Below are 18403 nucleotides of genomic sequence, written 5' to 3'. Positions count from 1 at the left end.
GGCGGGAGGCAAAAAGAGCCGCCGGAGTGCACGATCCCCGTTAGTCTTTACGGCCGCGCGACACACAAACGAGATTTGCGCGACCGCCGTTCAGCGGGCGTGGTTAGACCAGCGCAATGCGGAGATAATAGGGAAATGATGTGGCGCTGCAGCACGTTACGCATTTTGAGCGTTACGGCACCGCTATCATCCAAAAATGGCGGCCCGCCTTCCCTTAGGAAAAGCGAGGCAGCGCAGACAGCAAACGATGCAATGTATCGATCGTGGAAAAATCGGCGATTCCGTCCACCCGCTCCTGGCGGAAATGCCGCTGGAAAGCTTCGACGTCACCCTCCAGTTTCGTGGAGAATTCACCCGTAATTTCCGTGTCATAACCGTAGAGCGAGAGCATGGATTGCAAAGCCTCGATGGGCTGGCCGATATCGCCCCTCTGAAAGAACCGCCCGCCGGTGATCGGCGCCGGTTCGACCCAGTGGCCGACGCCTGCTGCGGCCAGTCGTGCCCATGGGAATTTCTCGCCCGGATCGACCTTGCGAACAGGCGCGACATCTGAGTGTCCAAGCACACGCTCAGGTGCAATTGCCCAGCGATAGCCGCAATCACGACACAGTTCGATGACCGCTTCGATCTGCGCATCGGGAAAGTCCGGCAGTCCGCCGGGATGGCCGGCATTGGCGATTTCGATGCCGATCGACAGCGAGTTGATATCGGCCTCGTTGTGCCAGACGCTCTTGCCGGCATGCCAGGCACGACGCTCTTCCGGCACGAGCTGGACCACGCGCCCGTCCTCGAAGACGAAGTAGTGGCTCGACACCTGGCTTTCGGCTCGACAGAGCCAGTCGAGCGCGCCTTCGGCCGTGCCCATGCCTGTATAATGGAGCAGGATCATGTCCGGCTTGCGCCCGTCCCGCCGCTCGCCATGGTTTGGCGACGGCTGCACGCTGGCGCCGGAAAAATCTGCCGCAAAGGAATTCATGCGGCGCGGCGTTCTTTCTCGATTTCGGCATAGGCCGCGTTGAGCGCCGCCATGCGCTCATTGGCAATCAGATGGAATTCTTCCGGCACCCCGCGCGAGACGAGGCGGTCGGGGTGATTCTCATAGACGAGGCCATGATAGCGGCGACGGATGGTCGTGAAATCGTCCTGCGGCGAAACGCCGAGCACCTTGTAGGGATCCCGGCCGGCGCTGACATGGCGCGCCATGATCTGCTCGAACCGCTGCTCGCTCATATGGAAAATCTGCGCAATGTGCTGCAGAAAAGCCATTTCCTTCTCGTGGATCAGGCCGTCTGCCTTGGCGATATGGAAGAGGCCGTCAAGCACGTCTTCCAGCACCGGGCAATTCTTCGCACAGGTGACGCAAAGCGACGACAGCTTCTCCGCATAGGCTTCGTAGCCGGCGACGTCCTGGCGCGCGAGGTTGTAAAGACGTGCAACATTCTTTGCCTGATCCTGCGGAAATTCGAAGATCTCGCGGAAGGCATTGACCTCGTTTTCCGTCACCACGCCATCGGCCTTCGCCATCTTGGCGGAAAGCGCAATGATCGCGACGGAAAAAGCCACCTTGCGGCGGGTCTCCGGATCGCCTTCGAACAGCGTGCGGATCGCTTCAACCACCGCCGACAGGGCATTGCCAGCGGTGCCGCCAACAGCATTCAGCAATTTTTCCCAAAACGACATGATGGTTTCGACTACCCCTTCTGAATAGGAAACACGTTGATCAAATAATGGTTGCGATTGCAAGGAGTCCATTGGTCGCATAATCGAAAACACTTTTCACAATTCGGTAATGATGGCGTCTGTTGAAGCCGCGATTTGCGATGTGGCACGATCGGGCAGCGCGCCACCCGAATGAAAAAACAAGCGCACGTTTCTTAAATTCTTTACTTTACAGCCATGCCCGCCTGTCGCATCCATTCGGGCGGCAATCACCGAAATGAAGCAGCCCCGCTGCAAGGAGGATCCCAATGGCCAAACAGAAAGTCGCAATGCTCACCGCCGGCGGATTGGCGCCCTGTCTCTCTTCTGCTGTCGGCGGTCTGATCCAGCGCTACAGCGACGTGGCGCCCGATCTCGACATTATAGCTTATCGCTCCGGCTACCAGGGCGTTCTGTTGACCGATCGCATCGAGGTGACGCCTGGCATGCGCGAGAGCGCGCACCTGTTGCACCGCTACGGCGGCTCACCGATCGGCAACAGCCGCGTCAAGCTCACCAACGCCGCCGATTGCGTCAAGCGCGGCCTCGTCAAGGAAGGCGAAAATCCGCTGCGCGTTGCCGCCGAGCGCCTCGCCTCCGATGGCGTCACCATTCTCCACACGATCGGCGGCGACGACACCAACACGACAGCCGCCGATCTTGCCGCCTATCTCGGCGCCAACGGCTACAACCTGACCGTGGTCGGCCTGCCGAAGACCGTCGACAACGATGTCGTGCCGATCCGCCAGTCTCTCGGCGCCTGGACGGCGGCCGAAGTCGGCGCGCACTTCTTCGACAATGTTAGCAACGAACAGACCGCCGCGCCGCGCACCCTCGTCATCCATGAAGTCATGGGTCGTAGCTGCGGCTGGCTGACGGCAGCAACGGCCCGCGCCTATATTCAGAAGACCAGCGCCAACGAATATGTGGATGGCTTCATGATGAATGCCGCCATGAAGAGCATCGATGGCCTCTACCTGCCGGAAATGGCGTTCGATATTGAATCAGAAGCCGACCGCCTGAAGTCCATCATGGACAAGACCGGCCAGGTGACGCTGTTCGTTTCGGAAGGCGCCGCCCTCGAGGCCATCGTCGCCGAGCGCGAAGCTGCCGGTGAAACCATCAAGCGCGATGCCTTCGGTCATGTGAAGATCGACACCATCAACGTCGGTAACTGGTTCCAGAAACAATTCGCCACCCTCCTCGGCGCGGAGCGCTCTCTGGTGCAGAAGTCGGGCTACTTTGCGCGCTCGGCGCCCGCCAATGGCGAAGACCTGCGCCTGATCCAGGGTATGGTCGATCTCGCGGTTGAAAGCGCATTGAATAAGGTCTCCGGTGTCACCGGCCACGACGAAGGCCAGGGCGGCAAGCTGCGCACCATCGAATTCCCGCGCATCAAGGGCGGCAAGCCCTTCGATCTGTCCTTGCCGTGGTTCGCCGAGGTCATGGATCATATCGGGCAAAAATACGCATAGTCCTAATTGACGGATTACAAATCCAATGTCTTTGCTGGCGGCGAATAGGAATAGAGGGAGGATTCCATGTCCATCGAAACCTGGCTCGCTTTCGCCGCCGCATCCTGCATCATGCTGGCAATCCCCGGTCCGACCATTCTCCTTGTGATTTCATATGCACTCGGCCACGGTCGCAAGACGGCGCTGGCAACGGTAACGGGCGTAACGCTTGGCGATTTCACGGCGATGACTGCCTCGCTTGCTGGTCTTGGCGCTCTTCTCGCCACCTCGGCAACTCTGTTTACGATTCTCAAGCTGATCGGCGCAGCCTACCTCATGTTTCTGGGAATCAAGCTCTGGCGCGCCCCGATCGTGACTGGTCCGATGGGCGATAACGACAATCTTCCCGAGGAAAAACCGCTGAAGATTCTGTTGCACGCTTACGTTGTGACCGCCTTGAACCCGAAAAGCATCGTCTTTTTCATCGCCTTCGTGCCGCAGTTTCTCGACCTCTCTAAGCCCTTCCTTCAACAAACCGTTATTTTGGAGGCTACTTTCCTCACCCTGGCCGCGCTGAATTCACTCGTCTACGTTTTCGTCGCCGACATGGCGCGCGGTTTTATTCGCAAGGCAAGCGTGCAACGCGCCGTCAACCGCACGGGTGGAACCCTGTTGATAGCGGCCGGCGCGGTAACCGCCGGATACCGCCGGATGGCCGCTTGATGCCGTCCAGGGTTGCGAGGCGATCACGGATAGGTTAATGGGGGATTCATAAATTTATCAACCCTGTGGCTGATTTGCACCGCAGGGCGGTTTGGTTTTTTCGAAAGTGACAGAATGGTAACGATCGGATTTCCCAGCCTAAAGCGTAGCGTTGCCTTTTCGGCAATGATGTGCGGCGTCCTGGCAGGGTGTGCAAGCACTCAGCAGCAAACGTCCCAGGCAGAACTCCCGTCGGCACAAACCAACGTGCCGCATCCGAATACAAACCCGGCTACGGTCGGTGCTGCGTCGTCCACCGGCGGCGTAGCGGTAGCTTCCACCACACCGGCAACGGGCCAGCAGACTCAGCCTCTGCAGCAGCAGGCAGTATTGATGAAATCCGACCGAGTTGGCGCCAGCCCGGTCGACCAGAATCAGATCCAAGCAGCCCAGAACCGCATGGGTGCTCCGGCGGCAACTGCGACGAATGGGGCCAACCAGGGTACCGTCGCCATAGCGGCTGTCACCGGTACGCCCGCGGCGAATGCGTCGGCAACGACCGGCACGCCGGCAGCAAACACATCCACCGCCGCAGCTTATGCGGCCTCCGACGAGCCCGTGGTCCCCTCTGTCGTCGCCATCCCGATCCCGAATCCGGCCCGCCCGGGCGATACCGCGCTTCTGCCGGCGTCAGGTTCCATGGCCCCAGGCCAAGCAACCATTCCGATGACGTCGGACGTGGCAGCCATTCAGTCCGTCGTTCCGACGCCCCGCCCCGGCGAAGATGCGCCGATCATGGCGCCGGCCGAGGTCGCTTATGCCGCGCCCATGCAGATTGCCGGCATGGGTTATGCGGACACGCGTATGCATTACGATTTTAATTTCGATGCCAGCGGCCCGACGGTCGTTTCAGCGGTGCTGACTCCTCAGAATTACGATTCCGATGTGCCGCCGGAGGAAAAGAGCTACGTTTCGAGGCTCATCCAGAAATATGCCAAGCTTTACGAAATTCCGGAATCCTTGATCCATCGCGTCGTTCATCGCGAAAGCCGCTACAACCCAAAGGCCTATAACCGGGGCGGATATTTCGGCTTGATGCAGATCAGATACAACACCGCCAAGGCCATGGGTTACGAAGGCCCGCCTGCAGGCCTGCTCGATGCAGAGACCAACATCAAATATGCCGCGAAATATCTACGCGGCGCCTGGATGGTCGCTGACAACAAGGCCGAGAACAAGGAAGCCAATGCTGTTCAGCTCTATGCGCGCGGCTATTATTATGATGCCAAGCGGAAGGGACTTTCGGACGTCACGCAGGGCAACTACTGATCCAGGGCGATCATTCCGCCAGCTCCGGTTGGGCTATCTCCTGACCGGCGCTGGTTATATCCAAAATCTTCTTCAGCAGAATTTGCGGCTTGTAGTCCAGCCAACCCGGCGTCAGGCCCATGCGCACCAGCACGAGATTGGCTGACGGCACGATGGCGACGCTTTGGCCATCATGTCCGAGCATCCAGAACGTGTCCGCCGGCAGGCTGAACTGCGCGTTCGATCCACCAGGGCCGGCAAGCCAGGCTTGAACCTGCGTATAGATACCTTCCGATGCCGTCGTCGGGGTGCGCATCGCGCCGACAAAACCTTCCGGCAACAGGCGCTGTCCCTTCCAGACACCATCCTGCAGCAGGAATTGGCCGAAGCGCGCCCAGTCGCGCGGCGTCGCATAAAGATAGGAGCTGCCGACGAACGTGCCGCGTTCATCGGCTTCCAACACAGCGCTGGACATGCCGAGCGGCGCAAACAGCGCTTCACGCGGATAGGCGATCGCAGCACTCTCATTCGGAAGCTTGTTCATCCAAAGCCTTGAGAGCAGCGTCGCCGTGCCGCTGGAATAGTTGAAGCGTTCGCCAGCAGCCGATTCTTGAGGCGCATTCGCCGCAACCCGCGTCGAGTCGGGATCGAGATAAAGCATGCGCGTCACGTCTGAGACGGCACCATAGCCCTCGTTGAAGGCCAGGCCGCTCTCCATGCTGAGGAGATCGCTGAGCTTGATGTTCTTGCGGACATCGTTGCTCCATTGCGGCAAAAGGTTCTGGTCGTCGAAGGACATGCGGCCGGAAAGCATCAAACGGCCGATGATGGTGGCATTGACCGTCTTGGTCATCGACCAGCCGATCAACGGCGTGCTTTTGTCAAAGCCGTCGCCATAGGCCTCCGCGACGATATGGCCGTTCTTGACGACGACGATCGCGCGCATGGCGGGACCGGCAAAGTCCTGATTGGCAAGAAGGTTCGAGAGCGCGCGCCCGGTTTCATTCTGGCCCAGCACAACCTTGTCGCCATCCGGCCAAAGAGAATCGCTCTTGGCCGCTTTCACCTTGTTGAGGAACACCGCGCTGCGCGCCGCCGGCAGATCACCGTCCGGAACCGTCGCGCAGCCGAGCGCGCCGCGGTAAAGCGCATAGTTTGGTGCGAACATGCCGAGGAAACGCGCGGTGACCACACCTTCTTCCCGGTTGACCGAAACCCGGACAAGCTTCAGCGCCGGATTGCCCGGTGCCTGCACGTCATCGGCCATTATCCGCTCGGGATCGCGCTTGGCGACAAAGGTGTTCGAGCAGACGATCTTTGCGGCGTAGCCGTCGCCGACTCTCAGCAATTCCGGTGGCCAGACCCAAAGCCAGACGGCACCGCCCGCGACAATGATCAGCAACAAAAGAACAAGAGCCCCGATCACTCTCGATATCAAACGCATATCACACACCCTCCGAAGGTTTGCGGAGACAATCAGGAAATGCTGCAATATGAAAGACCTATCCTCGTCGCAGCTTTGCAAATGTCGGCGAGACCATCCTTTGGGCCGGCTCTGCCAACAGCCCACGTCATCAGACTGTAGCATTGCCGGGTTACACGCGCTGAACCTGACAAATCGGTGACAAGACTCAGATGACGGAATTTGCCCCGGATGCCGGTCTCCACAAGAATCGGAAACTCAAGGACGCTCTGCTGCAACACAAGGCTCTGTCGAAAGCCGGCTTTTCCGAGCGCTTGTTCGGCATGCTGTTTTCCGGCCTCGTCTATCCGCAGATCTGGGAGGATCCGGATATCGACATGGAGGCGATGGAGCTTCAGCCGCACCACCGCATCGTCACCATCGGCTCCGGCGGCTGCAACATGCTCGCCTATCTCTCGCAAAACCCGGCTTCCATCGATGTCGTTGACCTCAATCGTCACCACATCGCGCTGAACAAGCTCAAGCTCGCCGCCTTCCGGCTGCTGCCAGGCCATGCCGATCTGGTGCGCTTCTTCGGCACGCCTGACGTCAGCGCCAACAGCCAGGCATACGACCAGTTCATCGCACCGCGTCTCGATCCGGCAACCGCCGCATACTGGGATGGCCGCGACATGTATGGTCGCCGCCGCGTAACCGTATTCAACCGCAACATTTACAAGACCGGCCTGCTCGGCCGCTTCATCGGCGCCGCTCACGTGCTCGCCCGCCTGCACGGCGTCAGCCTTGCCAAGATGACGGAAGCCCGAACGCTGCGCGAACAACGGCAGTTCTTTGACGACGAGATTGCGCCGATCTTCGACAAGCCGATGGTTCGCTGGCTGCTCGGCCGCAAGAGCTCGCTGTTCGGCCTCGGCATTCCGCCGCAACAATATGACGAACTTGCAAGCCTTGCCGGTGACGACTCCATTTCGGGCGTTCTGAAGCACCGTCTGGAAAAACTGGCATGCCATTTCCCGATGCGCGAAAATTATTTCGCCTGGCAGGCCTTCGCGCGCCGCTATGCTGCCCAGCACCAGGGGCCGCTGCCTACCTATCTGCGGCCGGAGCATTACGCTGCCATTCGCGCCAATGCCGACCGCGTCGACGTTCATCACGCCAACTTCACGGAACTTCTGGCCTCCAAGCCCGCCGCTTCGCGTGACCGCTACATCCTGCTCGATGCGCAGGATTGGATGAACGACGAACAGCTCAACAAGCTTTGGGCAGAAATTACCCGCACGGCCCGTGAAGGCGCTCGCGTCATCTTCCGCACCGCTGCCGAAAAGAGCATCATCGAAGGCCGCCTGTCTCCCGCTATTCGCGATCAGTGGGTCTATTTCGAAGAGCGCTCGCAAGAACTTAACGCCCGCGACCGCTCGGCGATCTACGGCGGCTTCCACATCTACGGGAAAAAAGCGTGAGCCAGGCGGATACAGGTCTTCAGGCGAGCTCGAAGAATCATGCCGGACTGATGGACGGCATGTACCGCTACCAACGGCACATCTACGACCTGACCCGCAAATATTACCTCTTCGGCCGCGACCGCACCATTGCGCACCTCAACGTGCCCCATGGCGGTTCGCTGCTGGAAGTGGGCTGCGGTACCGGCCGCAACATGTTGCTCGCCCATCGCCGCTTCCCGTCGGCCAGGCTTTACGGCCTCGACATCTCCCAGGAGATGCTAATTTCGGCCCGCAACAATTTTCGGGGCCTGAAACAGGGACCGGACTTCCGCGTCGCCGACGCCACCGCCTTCTCGGCAGCGGATTTCGGTGCCGAGGGTTTCGACCGTGTGATGATTTCCTACGCGCTGTCGATGATCCCCGACTGGAAGGCCGCGATCGATGCCTCGCTGGACGCGGTCATTCCCGGCGGCGAACTGCATATCGTGGATTTCGGCCAGCAGGAGCGCTTGCCCGGTTGGTTCCGCACCACGCTGAAAGGCTGGCTGAAAAAGTTTCACGTCACGCCGCGGGCCGACCTTCGCGAGGTACTGGAAGAGCGGGTTCAGGCGCGCGGCGCGAAGCTCGCATTCGAGCAGATCGGGCGGGGTTACGCCTGGAGAGCGGTCATCACCAAGCCGAGCGCCTAGCCAAAAGAGCGGAATTCGGCATGAAATCAGGTGATACGCCGTTTCAAGTATAAGAATTTACTTGAAGATAACGCATTTTTTACGTTGATATGGTTAAAAAGTGGCAAGGGCGGCTGACAACAGCTCTGTCCTTTGCCTCTTTTGGATTTTTGGGGACCACACATCACGGAAGCCAAGTCTTGGGGCAGCAAGATTACTCGCGCCATAACGGGATATCCATGCGCAGGCTTCTGTCATGCTTACTGCCGCTCGCCCTTCTTCTGAATAGCTGCACCATGGGGTATGACAGCTTTCAGACCGCGTCGGTACCAAAGCCGCGTTTCAAGGATACGAAGCCGCAGGACTTCGGTCGCGACCATCCCGAACGCCACCCAGTTCACGGCATCGACATCTCGAAATGGCAAGGCGATATCAATTGGCAGTCGGTGAAGAGCTCCGGTGTCGCCTTCGTCTTTATCAAGGCGACTGAAGGCAAGGATAGGGTCGATGACCGCTTCAGCGAATATTGGCGCGAAGCGAACGTAGCCGGTATCCCGTACGCGCCCTATCACTTCTACTATTTCTGTTCGACGGCCGACGACCAGGCCGACTGGTTCATTCACAATGTGCCGAAGAACGCGAGGATGCTTCCGCCAGTTGTCGACGTCGAATGGAACCCTGACTCACCGACTTGCCGTACCAGACCGGCTCCTGAAACGGTACGCGCCGAGATCAAGCGCTTCATGGATCGCCTGGAAGCCTATTATGGCAAGCGCCCGATCATTTATACGTCGGTCGATTTCCACCGCGACAACCTCGTCGGATACTTCAAGGACTATAAGTTCTGGGTGCGCTCGGTTGCAAAGCATCCCAAGGAGATCTACGCGGATCGCCCCTGGGCCTTTTGGCAATACACCTCGACAGGTTTGATTCCGGGCATCAAGGGACCGACGGACATCAATGTTTTTGCCGGTTCCGAACAGAATTGGCACAACTGGGTGGCGGCAGTAGAGAAGCAAGGAAATTCTTGAGACTGCCTGAACTTCTCTCTTGCTTCTGTCACAATCTTCTGTGAAAGCGACCCTATTCTATCAGCAAAGAGGATCGCTCATGGCCCCCTATACCATCAGACGCAGCGCACTCGCGTTGGTCTTCGCTTCAGCCATGGCAAGCGTGGCAATGGCTGAGAACGCGACTCCAGCCACGGCGCCAAATGCAGGTGGAACCAGTGCTCCACAGGCGCCTTGCGGCGGTGATCTCTCGTCCTTCCTAGCCGGCGTCAAAGCCGAAGCGATTGCCGCTGGCGCCGATGCCGCGGCCGCGGACAAGACGCTAGCCGGCGCGCAGATCGACCCCAAAGTTCTCTCCATGGACCGCAGTCAGGGCGTTTTCCGCCAGACTTTCCTCGAGTTCTCACAGCGCACGGTCAGCCAGGCCCGCCTCGACATCGGCCGCCAGAAGATCAAGCAATATGCCGACGTCTTTGCCAAGGCCGAGCAGGACTACGGCGTACCGCCGGGCGTCATCACCGCCTATTGGGCGATGGAAACCGATTTTGGCGCTGTTCAAGGCAATTTCAATACCCGCAATGCGCTTGTCACGCTCTCACACGACTGCCGTCGTCCCGAATTTTTCCGCCCGCGCCTGATCTCATACATTGAGATGGTGCAGCGCGGCGATGCCGATCCGGAAACCACCACCGGTGCATGGGCCGGCGAAGTCGGCCAGACGCAGATGCTGCCGCCCTCCATCATTGCTTTCGGTGTTGATGGTGATGGCAACGGCCATGTCAATTTGAAGACAAGCGCGCCAGACGTCATTCTCACGACGGCACGATACATCCAAAGCCTCGGCTTCCAGCGCGGCCAGCCGTGGCTGCAGGAAGTTACCTTGCCCGATAACCTGCCCTGGGAGAAATCCGGCCTTGGCGGCCCCCTCACCGCCGCCGATTGGTTCCAGCTCGGCGTCAAGCCCCGCGACGGCAATACAAGCTTCGGTTCGCTGCCGGCCGCTCTCATCCTGCCGCAGGGCCGTAAGGGCCCGGCTTTCCTCACCTATCCCAACTACAACGCCTATCTCGAATGGAACCAGTCGTTCATCTACACGACATCCGCAGCCTATTTCGCCACCCGCTTTGCCGGCGCTCCGACCTACAATAAGGGCACGCCTGAGCCTGGCCTGAACGATGGCGATATGAAAGCGCTTCAGACCAAGCTCACCGCGCGCGGCTATGATGTCGGCAAGATCGACGGCATTCTCGGCTCGGGCACGCGCGTCGCCGTTCAAAAGGAACAGGCTCGCCTTGGCCTCCCTGCGGACGGCTGGGCGACGCAATCATTGCTGAACGCGCTTTAAGCGCTACTATTCTGCTAGGAAGGCGGCCTTTGGCCGCACGGCCCGAAGGCCGCCTTAATCTCTGCAATCCGAGGGGAAAGCTTATTCTGCTGCCGATTCAGCGGCGGCTGCAGCGGCCTCGGCTGCTGCCTTTGCTTCGGCGGCTTCTGCTGCTGCCTTTTCGGCTGCGAGAGCCTGAGCCGTGGCAAGCGCCTCTCCTTTCGCCAAGATAACTGACAATGGCGGAGATACCCGATGAACACCACCAATCGTATGAGCGCACTGACCTGGAGCCTGCTGCTGGTGCTCGGTTTGATCTGGGGCGGCTCCTTCTTCTTCGCCCGCATCGCCGTTCACTATGTGCCACCGTTTACGCTGGTCTTCCTCCGCTTGTCGCTGGCGGCAATTGCGCTGCACATCTACATCGCCGGTCGTTTCGGGATGTATGACTTGCTGCGAACGCATTGGCGGCAGTTCCTGTTGCTGGGTCTGATCAATAACGCCATACCCCACGCGCTGATCTTCGTCGGCCAAACCCAAATGGGCGCCGGGCTCGCATCCATTCTGAACGCAACGACGCCGATCTGGACCGTATTGATCGGTAACCATTTCACGACAGACGAGCGGCTGACATCCGCCAAGCTCGCCGGCTGCCTGACAGGGCTCGTCGGTACGATCGTGCTGCTCGGCCCAAGCGTGACAAGTGGTGCCGAGGTTCCGCTCTGGGCGCTGCTGCTGCCGATCCTTGCAGCAATCCCCTATGGCTTCGCCGCGATCTATCCCAAGCGGTTCAAAGGCTTGGCGCCGCCCGTTATTGCAGCAGGTCAATTGACCTGCTCCGCGGCTCTCATGCTGCCGGTGGCGCTCTTGCTCGATCATCCCTGGACCATGGCAGTGCCGCCGGTCACCGCGCTTGCCGCCATTCTCGGCATGGCGCTGTTGTCGACTGCCTTCGCCTATATCCTCTATTTCCGGATTATGGCACTCGCCGGCGCCACCAACGCCTCGCTCGTCACCCTGCTCGTGCCGCCAAGTGCAATCATGCTCGGCCTTCTCTTCCTCGGCGAGCGGTGGGAACTGCGGAAATCGGCGGCATGCTGCTGATCGGCACGGGCTTGCTCATTCTCGACGGGCGTCTCTACGCGCGCATGCGACCGAACCCGGGAACGCATGGCCTATAACGACCCGATTCATGGTTCAGCAAAGACATCAGCCTTAACCTTATTCACAGCTAAATTAACGATGCATTAAATTTCGTGAACGCCACATCTTCTAAATTTCATCAATAAAACCAATTGCTTGAAACGAGATCAAGAATCAAAGCTTGCACAATCTACCGCGCCGCAGCATCGAATTCGCTTTTCAAGCGACACATTTCTGACATAGGCTCTAACAGTTGACTAAGGAGGAAGACATGGGATTGACGCGATCCATCAACGTCCTAGTGGTCAGTGCAGCGTTCCTATTCGTTGTGACGATGCTTTTCATCTGACGAAATAGCGGACAGGGCAGGAAACCGAACTCCTGAAAGCTAACAAAACACCTATTCCGTTTAAAAAGCGCATGCCGAAATCGACATGCGCTTTTTCATGCTCACATCTCAGATCTCGTCAGGCAGCCGCGCCGGCGCGCGCGTCTGTCTTGCGCCGCATGCCCAATCGGTCGAGAACGGCACTGACGAGCGGCGAGCGGTTCATCGTATAGAGATGAAACTCGTGGATGCCGCGGCGAACCAGGTCTTCGATCTGCTCCGCGGCAACATCCGCAGCGACATCCGCACGCTTATCGGCATCCTCGTCGAGGCCGTCGAAACGTTCGTCCAGCCAGGAAGGAATGTGAGTGCCGCAGGCGCCGGCAAACCGCTTCAATTGCGTCAGGTTCTGGATCGGCATGATACCCGGCACGACGGGGATCTTAACGCCGGCAGCACGCACGCGGTCGTGATAACGCTCAAAGGCGTCATTGTCGAAGAAGAATTGGGTGAGTGCCCTGTCGGCACCATTATCCGCCTTGCGCTTCAGCATATCTATATCGGCTGCCGTATCACGGCTCTCCGGATGTTTTTCCGGATAGGCGGACACGGAAATATCGAAATCGCCGCGCTCGCGCAGTGCTGATACCAGTTCGGCGGCATTGGCATAGCCGCCGGGATGCGGCTGGTAGGCGGAGCCGACGCCGCCCGGCGGATCACCGCGCAGCGCTACGAAACGGCGGACGCCGGCGGCGAGCAAATCGTCGATGACCCGATGCGTGTCCTCACGCGTTGCGCCGACGCATGTCAGATGCGAAGCGGTCGTGAACGGCGTCTCGTGGATCATCCGGCGCACGGCAGATAATGTCGGAGCTTTTGTCGAACCGCCAGCACCATAGGTGACAGAGACGAAATCCGGCTCCCACTCGGTCAGATCAGCCACCGTGTTCCACAACTGCGTCTCGGCTTCCTCCGATTTCGGCGGGAAGAATTCGAAGGAAATACGAATGCCATGCTGGCCGTTTTCAGTCTTTGAAGACATTTCAAGCTCTCCCGGCAAGAATGGGGGACGATTGACGATCCTGCCCAGCGGCAATCAGCAGCCGCGGGTCGCGCGCCAGCCAGATCGTGACCGTCAGCGCTTGACCGCCTTCCCTCCCCGAATGAAGATCCAGCACCTGCTCGACGTCGAGGCCCGCCAATTTCAACCACTCCGATATGGTCTGATGCGAGAAACCGAGTCTCAGATGCGCATGTTCGTCGCGTAGATATTCCAGCCCGTGCGGCGCAAGATCGATGATCACCAGCCGGCCGCCGGGCCTGAGCATTCGTGCCGCCTCGTTGATGGCAATCTCCGGCTGGTCAAGAAAATGCAGCACCTGGTGGATGGTGATCAGGTCGAAATCCTGCGCCTCGAGCGGCAGATTGAAAATATCGCCATGCCGCACGGAAGCGGCGGTGATGTTCGATCGGTCGAGATTGGCACGCGCGACAGCCAACATGTCACGGCTGGCATCGATACCAACAGCGCGGCGATAATGACCTGCCAGCAATTGCAGCATCCGGCCGGTACCGGTACCGAGATCCAGGAAAGAGTCGATCTGCTGCGGACCGATCAATTCGATCAGGGCCTTGTCGACATCCTCGTCAGCCACATGCAGGCGGCGCAGTTCATCCCACTCGGCGGCATTGCGGCTGAAATAGGCCTGCGCGCGTTCCGCACGGACGCGCTTGACGGCAGAAAGCCGTTCGCCATCACGCAGCAACACCGGATCGTTCTCTGCCGCGTGCCGGAGAAGCGTGCGCACGAGGACGACCGCCTTGCCCTCCTGCTTCAGACGGAAATAGGCCCAGGCACCTTCCTGATAACGGTCAATCAGTCCGGCCTCGCCAAGCAGCTTCAGATGGCGCGAAATACGCGGCTGCGATTGGCCGAGAATTTCGGTAAGATCCGTGACGGTGAGATCGCCGGCCGCAAGAAGCGCCAGCAGGCGCAACCGCGTCGGCTCACCTGCCGCCTTCAGCACATCCACCAGATCATCCAAACCGAATTTCACGAGATCCGTCATCCGACACCCAATCAAGATATAAAGATATCTTTATGTGATTTGGGCGCCATCCGCAAGACCCAATTGCGGATTAAGAGAATTCGACGTCGGAAATCTGTTAGTTTTTGTCGGCTGGGGAATATGTGCTTCCCGCCCTACGACAAAGAAAAACCCCGGACATGCCGGGGTTCTCCATAACGGAAAGACAGCAAACTTATCGTGTCAGCCGCTTGTGCGCCTGGCTGCCCGGATTGAGAGCATCGGGGCCAAGGCGGCGAATCTTGTCCTGCTCGTAATCTTCGAAATTGCCTTCGAACCATTCGACATGACCTTCGCCTTCAAAGGCCAGGATATGCGTGGCCAGGCGGTCGAGGAACATGCGATCATGGCTGATGATGATGGCGCAGCCGGCGAAGTTTTCGAGCGCGCTTTCCAGCGCCCCCAGCGTTTCCGTATCGAGGTCGTTAGTCGGTTCGTCGAGCAGAAGCACGTTGCCGCCAGCCTTCAACATCTTGGCCAGGTGAACGCGGTTGCGCTGACCGCCGGAGAGATTGCCGACCTTCTGCTGCTGGTCGCCGCCCTTGAAGTTGAAGGCGCCGCAATAGGCGCGCGAGTTCATGTCGAACTTGCCGAGCTTGATGATTTCGGCGCCGCCGGAGATTTCCTCCCATACGGTCTTATTGCCGTCAAGCGCGTCGCGACTCTGGTCGACATAGCTGAGATGCACCGTGTCGCCGATGCGGATCGAGCCGGAATCCGGCTTTTCCTGCCCGGTGATCATCTTGAACAGGGTCGTCTTGCCGGCGCCGTTCGGGCCAATGATGCCGACGATGCCGCCCGGCGGTAGCTTGATCGACAGATCGCTGACCAGCGTCCGGCCTTCGAAGCCCTTGGTGATGCCCTCCATCTCGATCACCACCTGGCCGAGACGCTCGCTGACCGGAATGATGATCTGCGCATCACCGGGACGCTGATTTTCGGCGGCATCGACTAGCTGTTCGTAAGCGTTGATACGCGCCTTGGACTTGGCCTGACGGGCCTTGGGGCTGGATGCGATCCATTCCCGTTCGCGGCTGATTGCCTTCTGACGGCCAGCTTCTTCGCGGGCTTCCTGCAGCATGCGCTTGGCCTTGGCCTGCAGATAGGCGGAATAGTTGCCTTCATAGGGAATGCCACGGCCGCGGTCGAGTTCGAGAATCCAGCCGGTAACATTGTCGAGGAAATAGCGGTCGTGGGTGATCATCATCACGGCACCCGGATAGTCGCGCAGGTGCTTTTCCAGCCAGGCGATGGTCTCGGCGTCGAGATGGTTGGTCGGTTCGTCGAGCAGCAGCAGGTCCGGCTGCGAGAGAAGCAGGCGGCAAAGCGCGATACGGCGGCGCTCACCGCCGGAAAGGCTGGTGACTTCGGCATCGCGCGGCGGGCAGCACAATGCTTCCATCGCCATCTCGACCTGGCTTTCCAGATCCCAAAGATTCTGGCTGTCGATGATGTCCTGGAGCTTGGCGCCCTCTTCCGCAGTCTCGTCGGAATAGTTCATCATCAATTCGTTGTAGCGATTGAGGATTTCGGTTTTCTTGGCAACGCCTTCCATGACGTTTTCGAAGACCGTCTTATTGGGATCGAGCTGAGGCTCCTGCGCCAGGTAACCGATGGTGGCGCCTTCGGCCAACCAGGCTTCGCCGGTATATTCCTTGTCGAGGCCGGCCATGATGCGCAGCACGGTCGACTTACCGGCACCGTTCGGGCCGAGAATACCGATCTTTGCGTCGGGGTAAAAAGAGAGATGAATATTTTCCAGAATCTTCTTGGCGCCATAGGCCTTATTCAGACCGGCCATATGATAGATGAACTGACGTGCCATAGCTTGGGTTACTCCACGGGCGGATAACATTGCGAATTGTGCCGCTATGTAGGCGAAACCCCGCCCTCGGGCAACGGCGAAACCTTGTCCGAGGGCATTTATCCGCGCCGAGCGCTTGCTCGGATGTCAGAAACCTGCCGCGTCCACCACGCCTTGATCGCAGCCGAACGAAGTTCTGCCGGCGCTCTGGATCAGTTGCTCGAGCCGCGGCTCGCCGTCTGGCGATGGCTGGATGGCGTCTTCCGACAGGCCGATCGTCAGTTCCGAGATCACGCGAACCTTGCCGACCTGGCGGCAGCTCATCTTCACGCGGTCGCTGGCACCCTCGCCAAAACTTTTGTCGAAAGCCGCCTTGATGGCTGCAGCATCGAGCGTCTTGCCGATATTCTGCGCGAAAAGATCGCGCACGGCGGAAGCGTTGAGTTCATCGATCAACCCCACCGCAGTCCCGAAATAATCATCGGCGCTGAGCTTGGTGCAACTGCCGTGTTTGATCCACTCATGCCGCTCCAGACCGGATTGCGTGCCGGGCATGACTTTATCCAGCGATGCCTTCGTTTCTGCCGACAGTTGAACAGCCGGTAGGTCCTTCCAATCGCGGCTGCGATCGGACTGCTTCAGATCGTCGGCAACATCGCAATATTCCTGCCGCATTGGCCAGAGACCATGCAGCGAAAAATTCTTGGCGTCGAAATTACCGGGTGATTGATTTTGGCATTCCGCCTTCTTCTGGTTCGTCGCGCAGAACGCGGGTTCCCAACTGGCCGCCAGAATAAATCGCGTGCGGCCGCGATTACTCTCCTGCGCCACCGCGCTCGTCGCCATCACCACCGCAGTCAGAACCGCAACTGCAAACCCTTGAAGCCAAGGCCTCATTCGATACCTCCAAAAAAAAGCAGAACAATATGAGAACAAATAAGCAGTTTGATCGGCGGCACGCAACCCTCAATCGCAAAGCCAAAAAGATTTATTTCTGTGAGCATCACGCGCGGCGCATTGCAATCGCGGCAGCGATGACCTTTCGTCCGGTTGGGGAGGAAACGTGCATCATGTTTGCCGAAACAAGGCATCTGGACAGTCCGACGGGTGCGACACTCGCCTATCATCATGCGCCGGCCGCGGGCGGTGCGCGCGGCGTGCTTCTCATCAGTCACGGCCTTGCCGAACATTCCCGTCGCTACGAACGCTTCGCCGAGGCGATGGCGGCGCATGGCTTTCACGTCTACGCTCACGATCATCGCGGCCACGGCGAAACGACGGCTGCAGATGCGCCACTCGGCCGCTTCGCAAGGCGCAACGGCGTCGAGACGGTCATTGCCGATGTGCTGGCGATCCGCGAGCTTGCTGCCGCCGCCCACCCCGGCCTGCCGGTCATTCTCTTCGGCCACTCCATGGGCGGGCTGATCAGCCTCAATGTGGCGGTGACGCATCCCGACAAGTTCGACGCCGTCACGGTTTGGAATTCGAATTTCAATGCCGGCCTCGCCGGGCGCGCGGCACAGGTCATCCTGAAAGCGGAACGCATTCTGAAGGGTTCGGATGTCCCCAGCGGACTGCTACCGAAGCTGACCTTCGGCGCCTGGGGCCAATCGATTGCGAACCGCCGCACCGAGTTCGATTGGCTGTCGCGTATTCCGGACCAGGTGGATAAGTACATCGCCGACCCGCTCTGCGGCTTCGATGCCTCGGTCTCGCTGTGGCTGGATATTTTCGAACTGACCTTCCGCGCGCCACAAAGGACCCATCTCGATCGGCTCCGACGCGACATGCCGATCCATCTCACCGGCGGCGGGCATGACCCGGCGACGAACAATGGAAAAGCGATTTCCTGGCTGTCAAACCATTTGAACAAGGCAGGATTCTCGCATATCAACATGACCATTCACCCGGACATGCGGCATGAGACTCTGAACGAGATCGGCGCGGCCGCAGCCATTTCGGATTTTGCCGACTGGTGTCAGCAAGTCACCGCAAAGCTCTGATTCCCAAAG

Annotated in this window: 15 protein-coding genes and 1 pseudogene; 9 read left to right on the top strand and 7 right to left on the bottom strand. The window is 59.2% G+C overall.

Features of this window, described 5'->3' with window-relative positions:
* Window positions 1-214 precede the first annotated feature (214 nt).
* Window positions 215-976, bottom strand: coding sequence for an N-acetylmuramoyl-L-alanine amidase (locus QDY28_RS01475; RefSeq protein ID WP_331379934.1), 762 nt, complete (start codon window positions 974-976; stop codon window positions 215-217).
* Entirely contained in the window at window positions 973-1680 is a 708-nt protein-coding gene (locus QDY28_RS01470; protein WP_028752407.1) for a J domain-containing protein, read from the bottom strand. Before QDY28_RS01470 ends, QDY28_RS01475 begins: the two co-directional genes overlap by 4 nt.
* 287 nt (window positions 1681-1967) lie before the next feature.
* On the opposite strand from QDY28_RS01470, the gene QDY28_RS01465 reads away from it, so the two are divergent.
* The 3 genes from QDY28_RS01465 (at window position 1968) to QDY28_RS01455 (ending at window position 5183) form a co-directional block, all read left to right on the top strand.
* Window positions 1968-3173 carry a pyrophosphate--fructose-6-phosphate 1-phosphotransferase gene (locus tag QDY28_RS01465; RefSeq protein WP_331379933.1) on the top strand — a complete coding sequence of 402 codons (1206 nt, stop codon included), beginning with the start codon at window positions 1968-1970 and terminating at the stop codon, window positions 3171-3173.
* A 66-nt stretch (window positions 3174-3239) separates the two neighbouring features.
* Entirely contained in the window at window positions 3240-3875 is a 636-nt protein-coding gene (locus QDY28_RS01460) for a LysE family translocator (RefSeq protein ID WP_331379932.1), read from the top strand.
* Window positions 3876-4247: 372 nt separating this feature from the next.
* Window positions 4248-5183 carry a transglycosylase SLT domain-containing protein gene (locus tag QDY28_RS01455; protein WP_331379931.1) on the top strand — a complete coding sequence of 312 codons (936 nt, stop codon included), beginning with the start codon at window positions 4248-4250 and terminating at the stop codon, window positions 5181-5183.
* Between the two features lie 10 nt (window positions 5184-5193).
* Here the strand turns inward: QDY28_RS01455 and QDY28_RS01450 are convergent, their stop codons facing one another.
* Window positions 5194-6606, bottom strand: coding sequence for a serine hydrolase domain-containing protein (locus QDY28_RS01450; protein WP_331379930.1), 1413 nt, complete (start codon window positions 6604-6606; stop codon window positions 5194-5196).
* A 191-nt stretch (window positions 6607-6797) separates the two neighbouring features.
* Here QDY28_RS01450 and QDY28_RS01445 point away from each other — a divergent pair, with 191 nt between their 5' ends.
* The 5 genes and pseudogenes from QDY28_RS01445 to QDY28_RS01425 all read left to right on the top strand — a co-directional run bounded on the left by QDY28_RS01445 (window position 6798) and on the right by QDY28_RS01425 (window position 12210).
* Window positions 6798-8045 (top strand): DUF3419 family protein, encoded by a 1248-nt coding sequence (locus QDY28_RS01445; RefSeq protein WP_331379929.1) that lies wholly within the window; start codon window positions 6798-6800, stop codon window positions 8043-8045.
* On the top strand, window positions 8042-8716 hold the full coding sequence (locus QDY28_RS01440; RefSeq protein WP_442967462.1) for a class I SAM-dependent methyltransferase: 675 nt from the start codon (window positions 8042-8044) through the stop codon (window positions 8714-8716). The genes QDY28_RS01445 and QDY28_RS01440 overlap by 4 nt, the downstream gene beginning before the upstream one ends.
* 218 nt (window positions 8717-8934) lie before the next feature.
* Window positions 8935-9726, top strand: a complete 792-nt coding sequence (locus QDY28_RS01435; RefSeq protein ID WP_331379928.1) for a glycoside hydrolase family 25 protein — start codon at window positions 8935-8937, stop codon at window positions 9724-9726.
* Window positions 9727-9805: 79 nt separating this feature from the next.
* The gene (locus tag QDY28_RS01430; RefSeq protein ID WP_331379927.1) at window positions 9806-11050 is read left to right on the top strand and encodes a lytic murein transglycosylase; all 1245 of its coding nucleotides are present in this window, start codon (window positions 9806-9808) and stop codon (window positions 11048-11050) included.
* 234 nt (window positions 11051-11284) lie between these two features.
* A pseudogene (locus QDY28_RS01425) lies at window positions 11285-12210 on the top strand (DMT family transporter).
* A gap of 429 nt (window positions 12211-12639) precedes the next feature.
* Here the strand turns inward: QDY28_RS01425 and metF are convergent.
* The 4 genes from metF to QDY28_RS01405 form a co-directional block, all read right to left on the bottom strand.
* Window positions 12640-13542, bottom strand: coding sequence for a methylenetetrahydrofolate reductase [NAD(P)H] (gene metF, locus QDY28_RS01420; RefSeq protein WP_331379926.1), 903 nt, complete (start codon window positions 13540-13542; stop codon window positions 12640-12642).
* Between the two features lies 1 nt (window position 13543).
* Entirely contained in the window at window positions 13544-14569 is a 1026-nt protein-coding gene (locus tag QDY28_RS01415) for an ArsR/SmtB family transcription factor (RefSeq protein ID WP_331379925.1), read from the bottom strand.
* 193 nt (window positions 14570-14762) lie between these two features.
* Complete coding sequence (ettA, locus tag QDY28_RS01410) at window positions 14763-16412, bottom strand: energy-dependent translational throttle protein EttA (protein ID WP_331379924.1); 1650 nt, start codon at window positions 16410-16412, stop codon at window positions 14763-14765.
* Between the two features lie 126 nt (window positions 16413-16538).
* Window positions 16539-17288: a ribonuclease T2 family protein gene (locus tag QDY28_RS01405; protein WP_331379923.1), complete on the bottom strand. Its 750-nt coding sequence runs from the start codon at window positions 17286-17288 to the stop codon at window positions 16539-16541.
* Between the two features lie 173 nt (window positions 17289-17461).
* Between QDY28_RS01405 and QDY28_RS01400 the strand changes: the two genes are divergently transcribed.
* On the top strand, window positions 17462-18394 hold the full coding sequence (locus QDY28_RS01400) for an alpha/beta hydrolase (protein WP_331379922.1): 933 nt from the start codon (window positions 17462-17464) through the stop codon (window positions 18392-18394).
* Window positions 18395-18403: the final 9 nt, after the last annotated feature.

It is taken from the genome of Rhizobium sp. BR 362 (genome assembly GCF_036528765.1).
GTDB lineage: Bacteria > Pseudomonadota > Alphaproteobacteria > Rhizobiales > Rhizobiaceae > Rhizobium.
This window is presented reverse-complemented; position numbering and strand designations above follow the sequence as displayed.

What these genes read in the sequence shown, in the direction of transcription:
- metF (WP_331379926.1), bottom strand. Translation starts at nt 13,542, where the DNA reads ATGTCTTCAAAGACTGAAAACGGCCAGCATGGCATTCGTATTTCCTTC.
- QDY28_RS01435 (WP_331379928.1), top strand. Translation starts at nt 8,935, where the DNA reads ATGCGCAGGCTTCTGTCATGCTTACTGCCGCTCGCCCTTCTTCTGAAT.
- QDY28_RS01470 (WP_028752407.1), bottom strand. Translation starts at nt 1,680, where the DNA reads ATGTCGTTTTGGGAAAAATTGCTGAATGCTGTTGGCGGCACCGCTGGC.
- QDY28_RS01460 (WP_331379932.1), top strand. Translation starts at nt 3,240, where the DNA reads ATGTCCATCGAAACCTGGCTCGCTTTCGCCGCCGCATCCTGCATCATG.
- QDY28_RS01465 (WP_331379933.1), top strand. Translation starts at nt 1,968, where the DNA reads ATGGCCAAACAGAAAGTCGCAATGCTCACCGCCGGCGGATTGGCGCCC.
- QDY28_RS01415 (WP_331379925.1), bottom strand. Translation starts at nt 14,569, where the DNA reads ATGACGGATCTCGTGAAATTCGGTTTGGATGATCTGGTGGATGTGCTG.
- QDY28_RS01405 (WP_331379923.1), bottom strand. Translation starts at nt 17,288, where the DNA reads ATGAGGCCTTGGCTTCAAGGGTTTGCAGTTGCGGTTCTGACTGCGGTG.
- QDY28_RS01445 (WP_331379929.1), top strand. Translation starts at nt 6,798, where the DNA reads ATGACGGAATTTGCCCCGGATGCCGGTCTCCACAAGAATCGGAAACTC.
- ettA (WP_331379924.1), bottom strand. Translation starts at nt 16,412, where the DNA reads ATGGCACGTCAGTTCATCTATCATATGGCCGGTCTGAATAAGGCCTAT.
- QDY28_RS01475 (WP_331379934.1), bottom strand. Translation starts at nt 976, where the DNA reads ATGAATTCCTTTGCGGCAGATTTTTCCGGCGCCAGCGTGCAGCCGTCG.
- QDY28_RS01455 (WP_331379931.1), top strand. Translation starts at nt 4,248, where the DNA reads ATGAAATCCGACCGAGTTGGCGCCAGCCCGGTCGACCAGAATCAGATC.
- QDY28_RS01450 (WP_331379930.1), bottom strand. Translation starts at nt 6,606, where the DNA reads ATGCGTTTGATATCGAGAGTGATCGGGGCTCTTGTTCTTTTGTTGCTG.
- QDY28_RS01400 (WP_331379922.1), top strand. Translation starts at nt 17,462, where the DNA reads ATGTTTGCCGAAACAAGGCATCTGGACAGTCCGACGGGTGCGACACTC.
- QDY28_RS01430 (WP_331379927.1), top strand. Translation starts at nt 9,806, where the DNA reads ATGGCCCCCTATACCATCAGACGCAGCGCACTCGCGTTGGTCTTCGCT.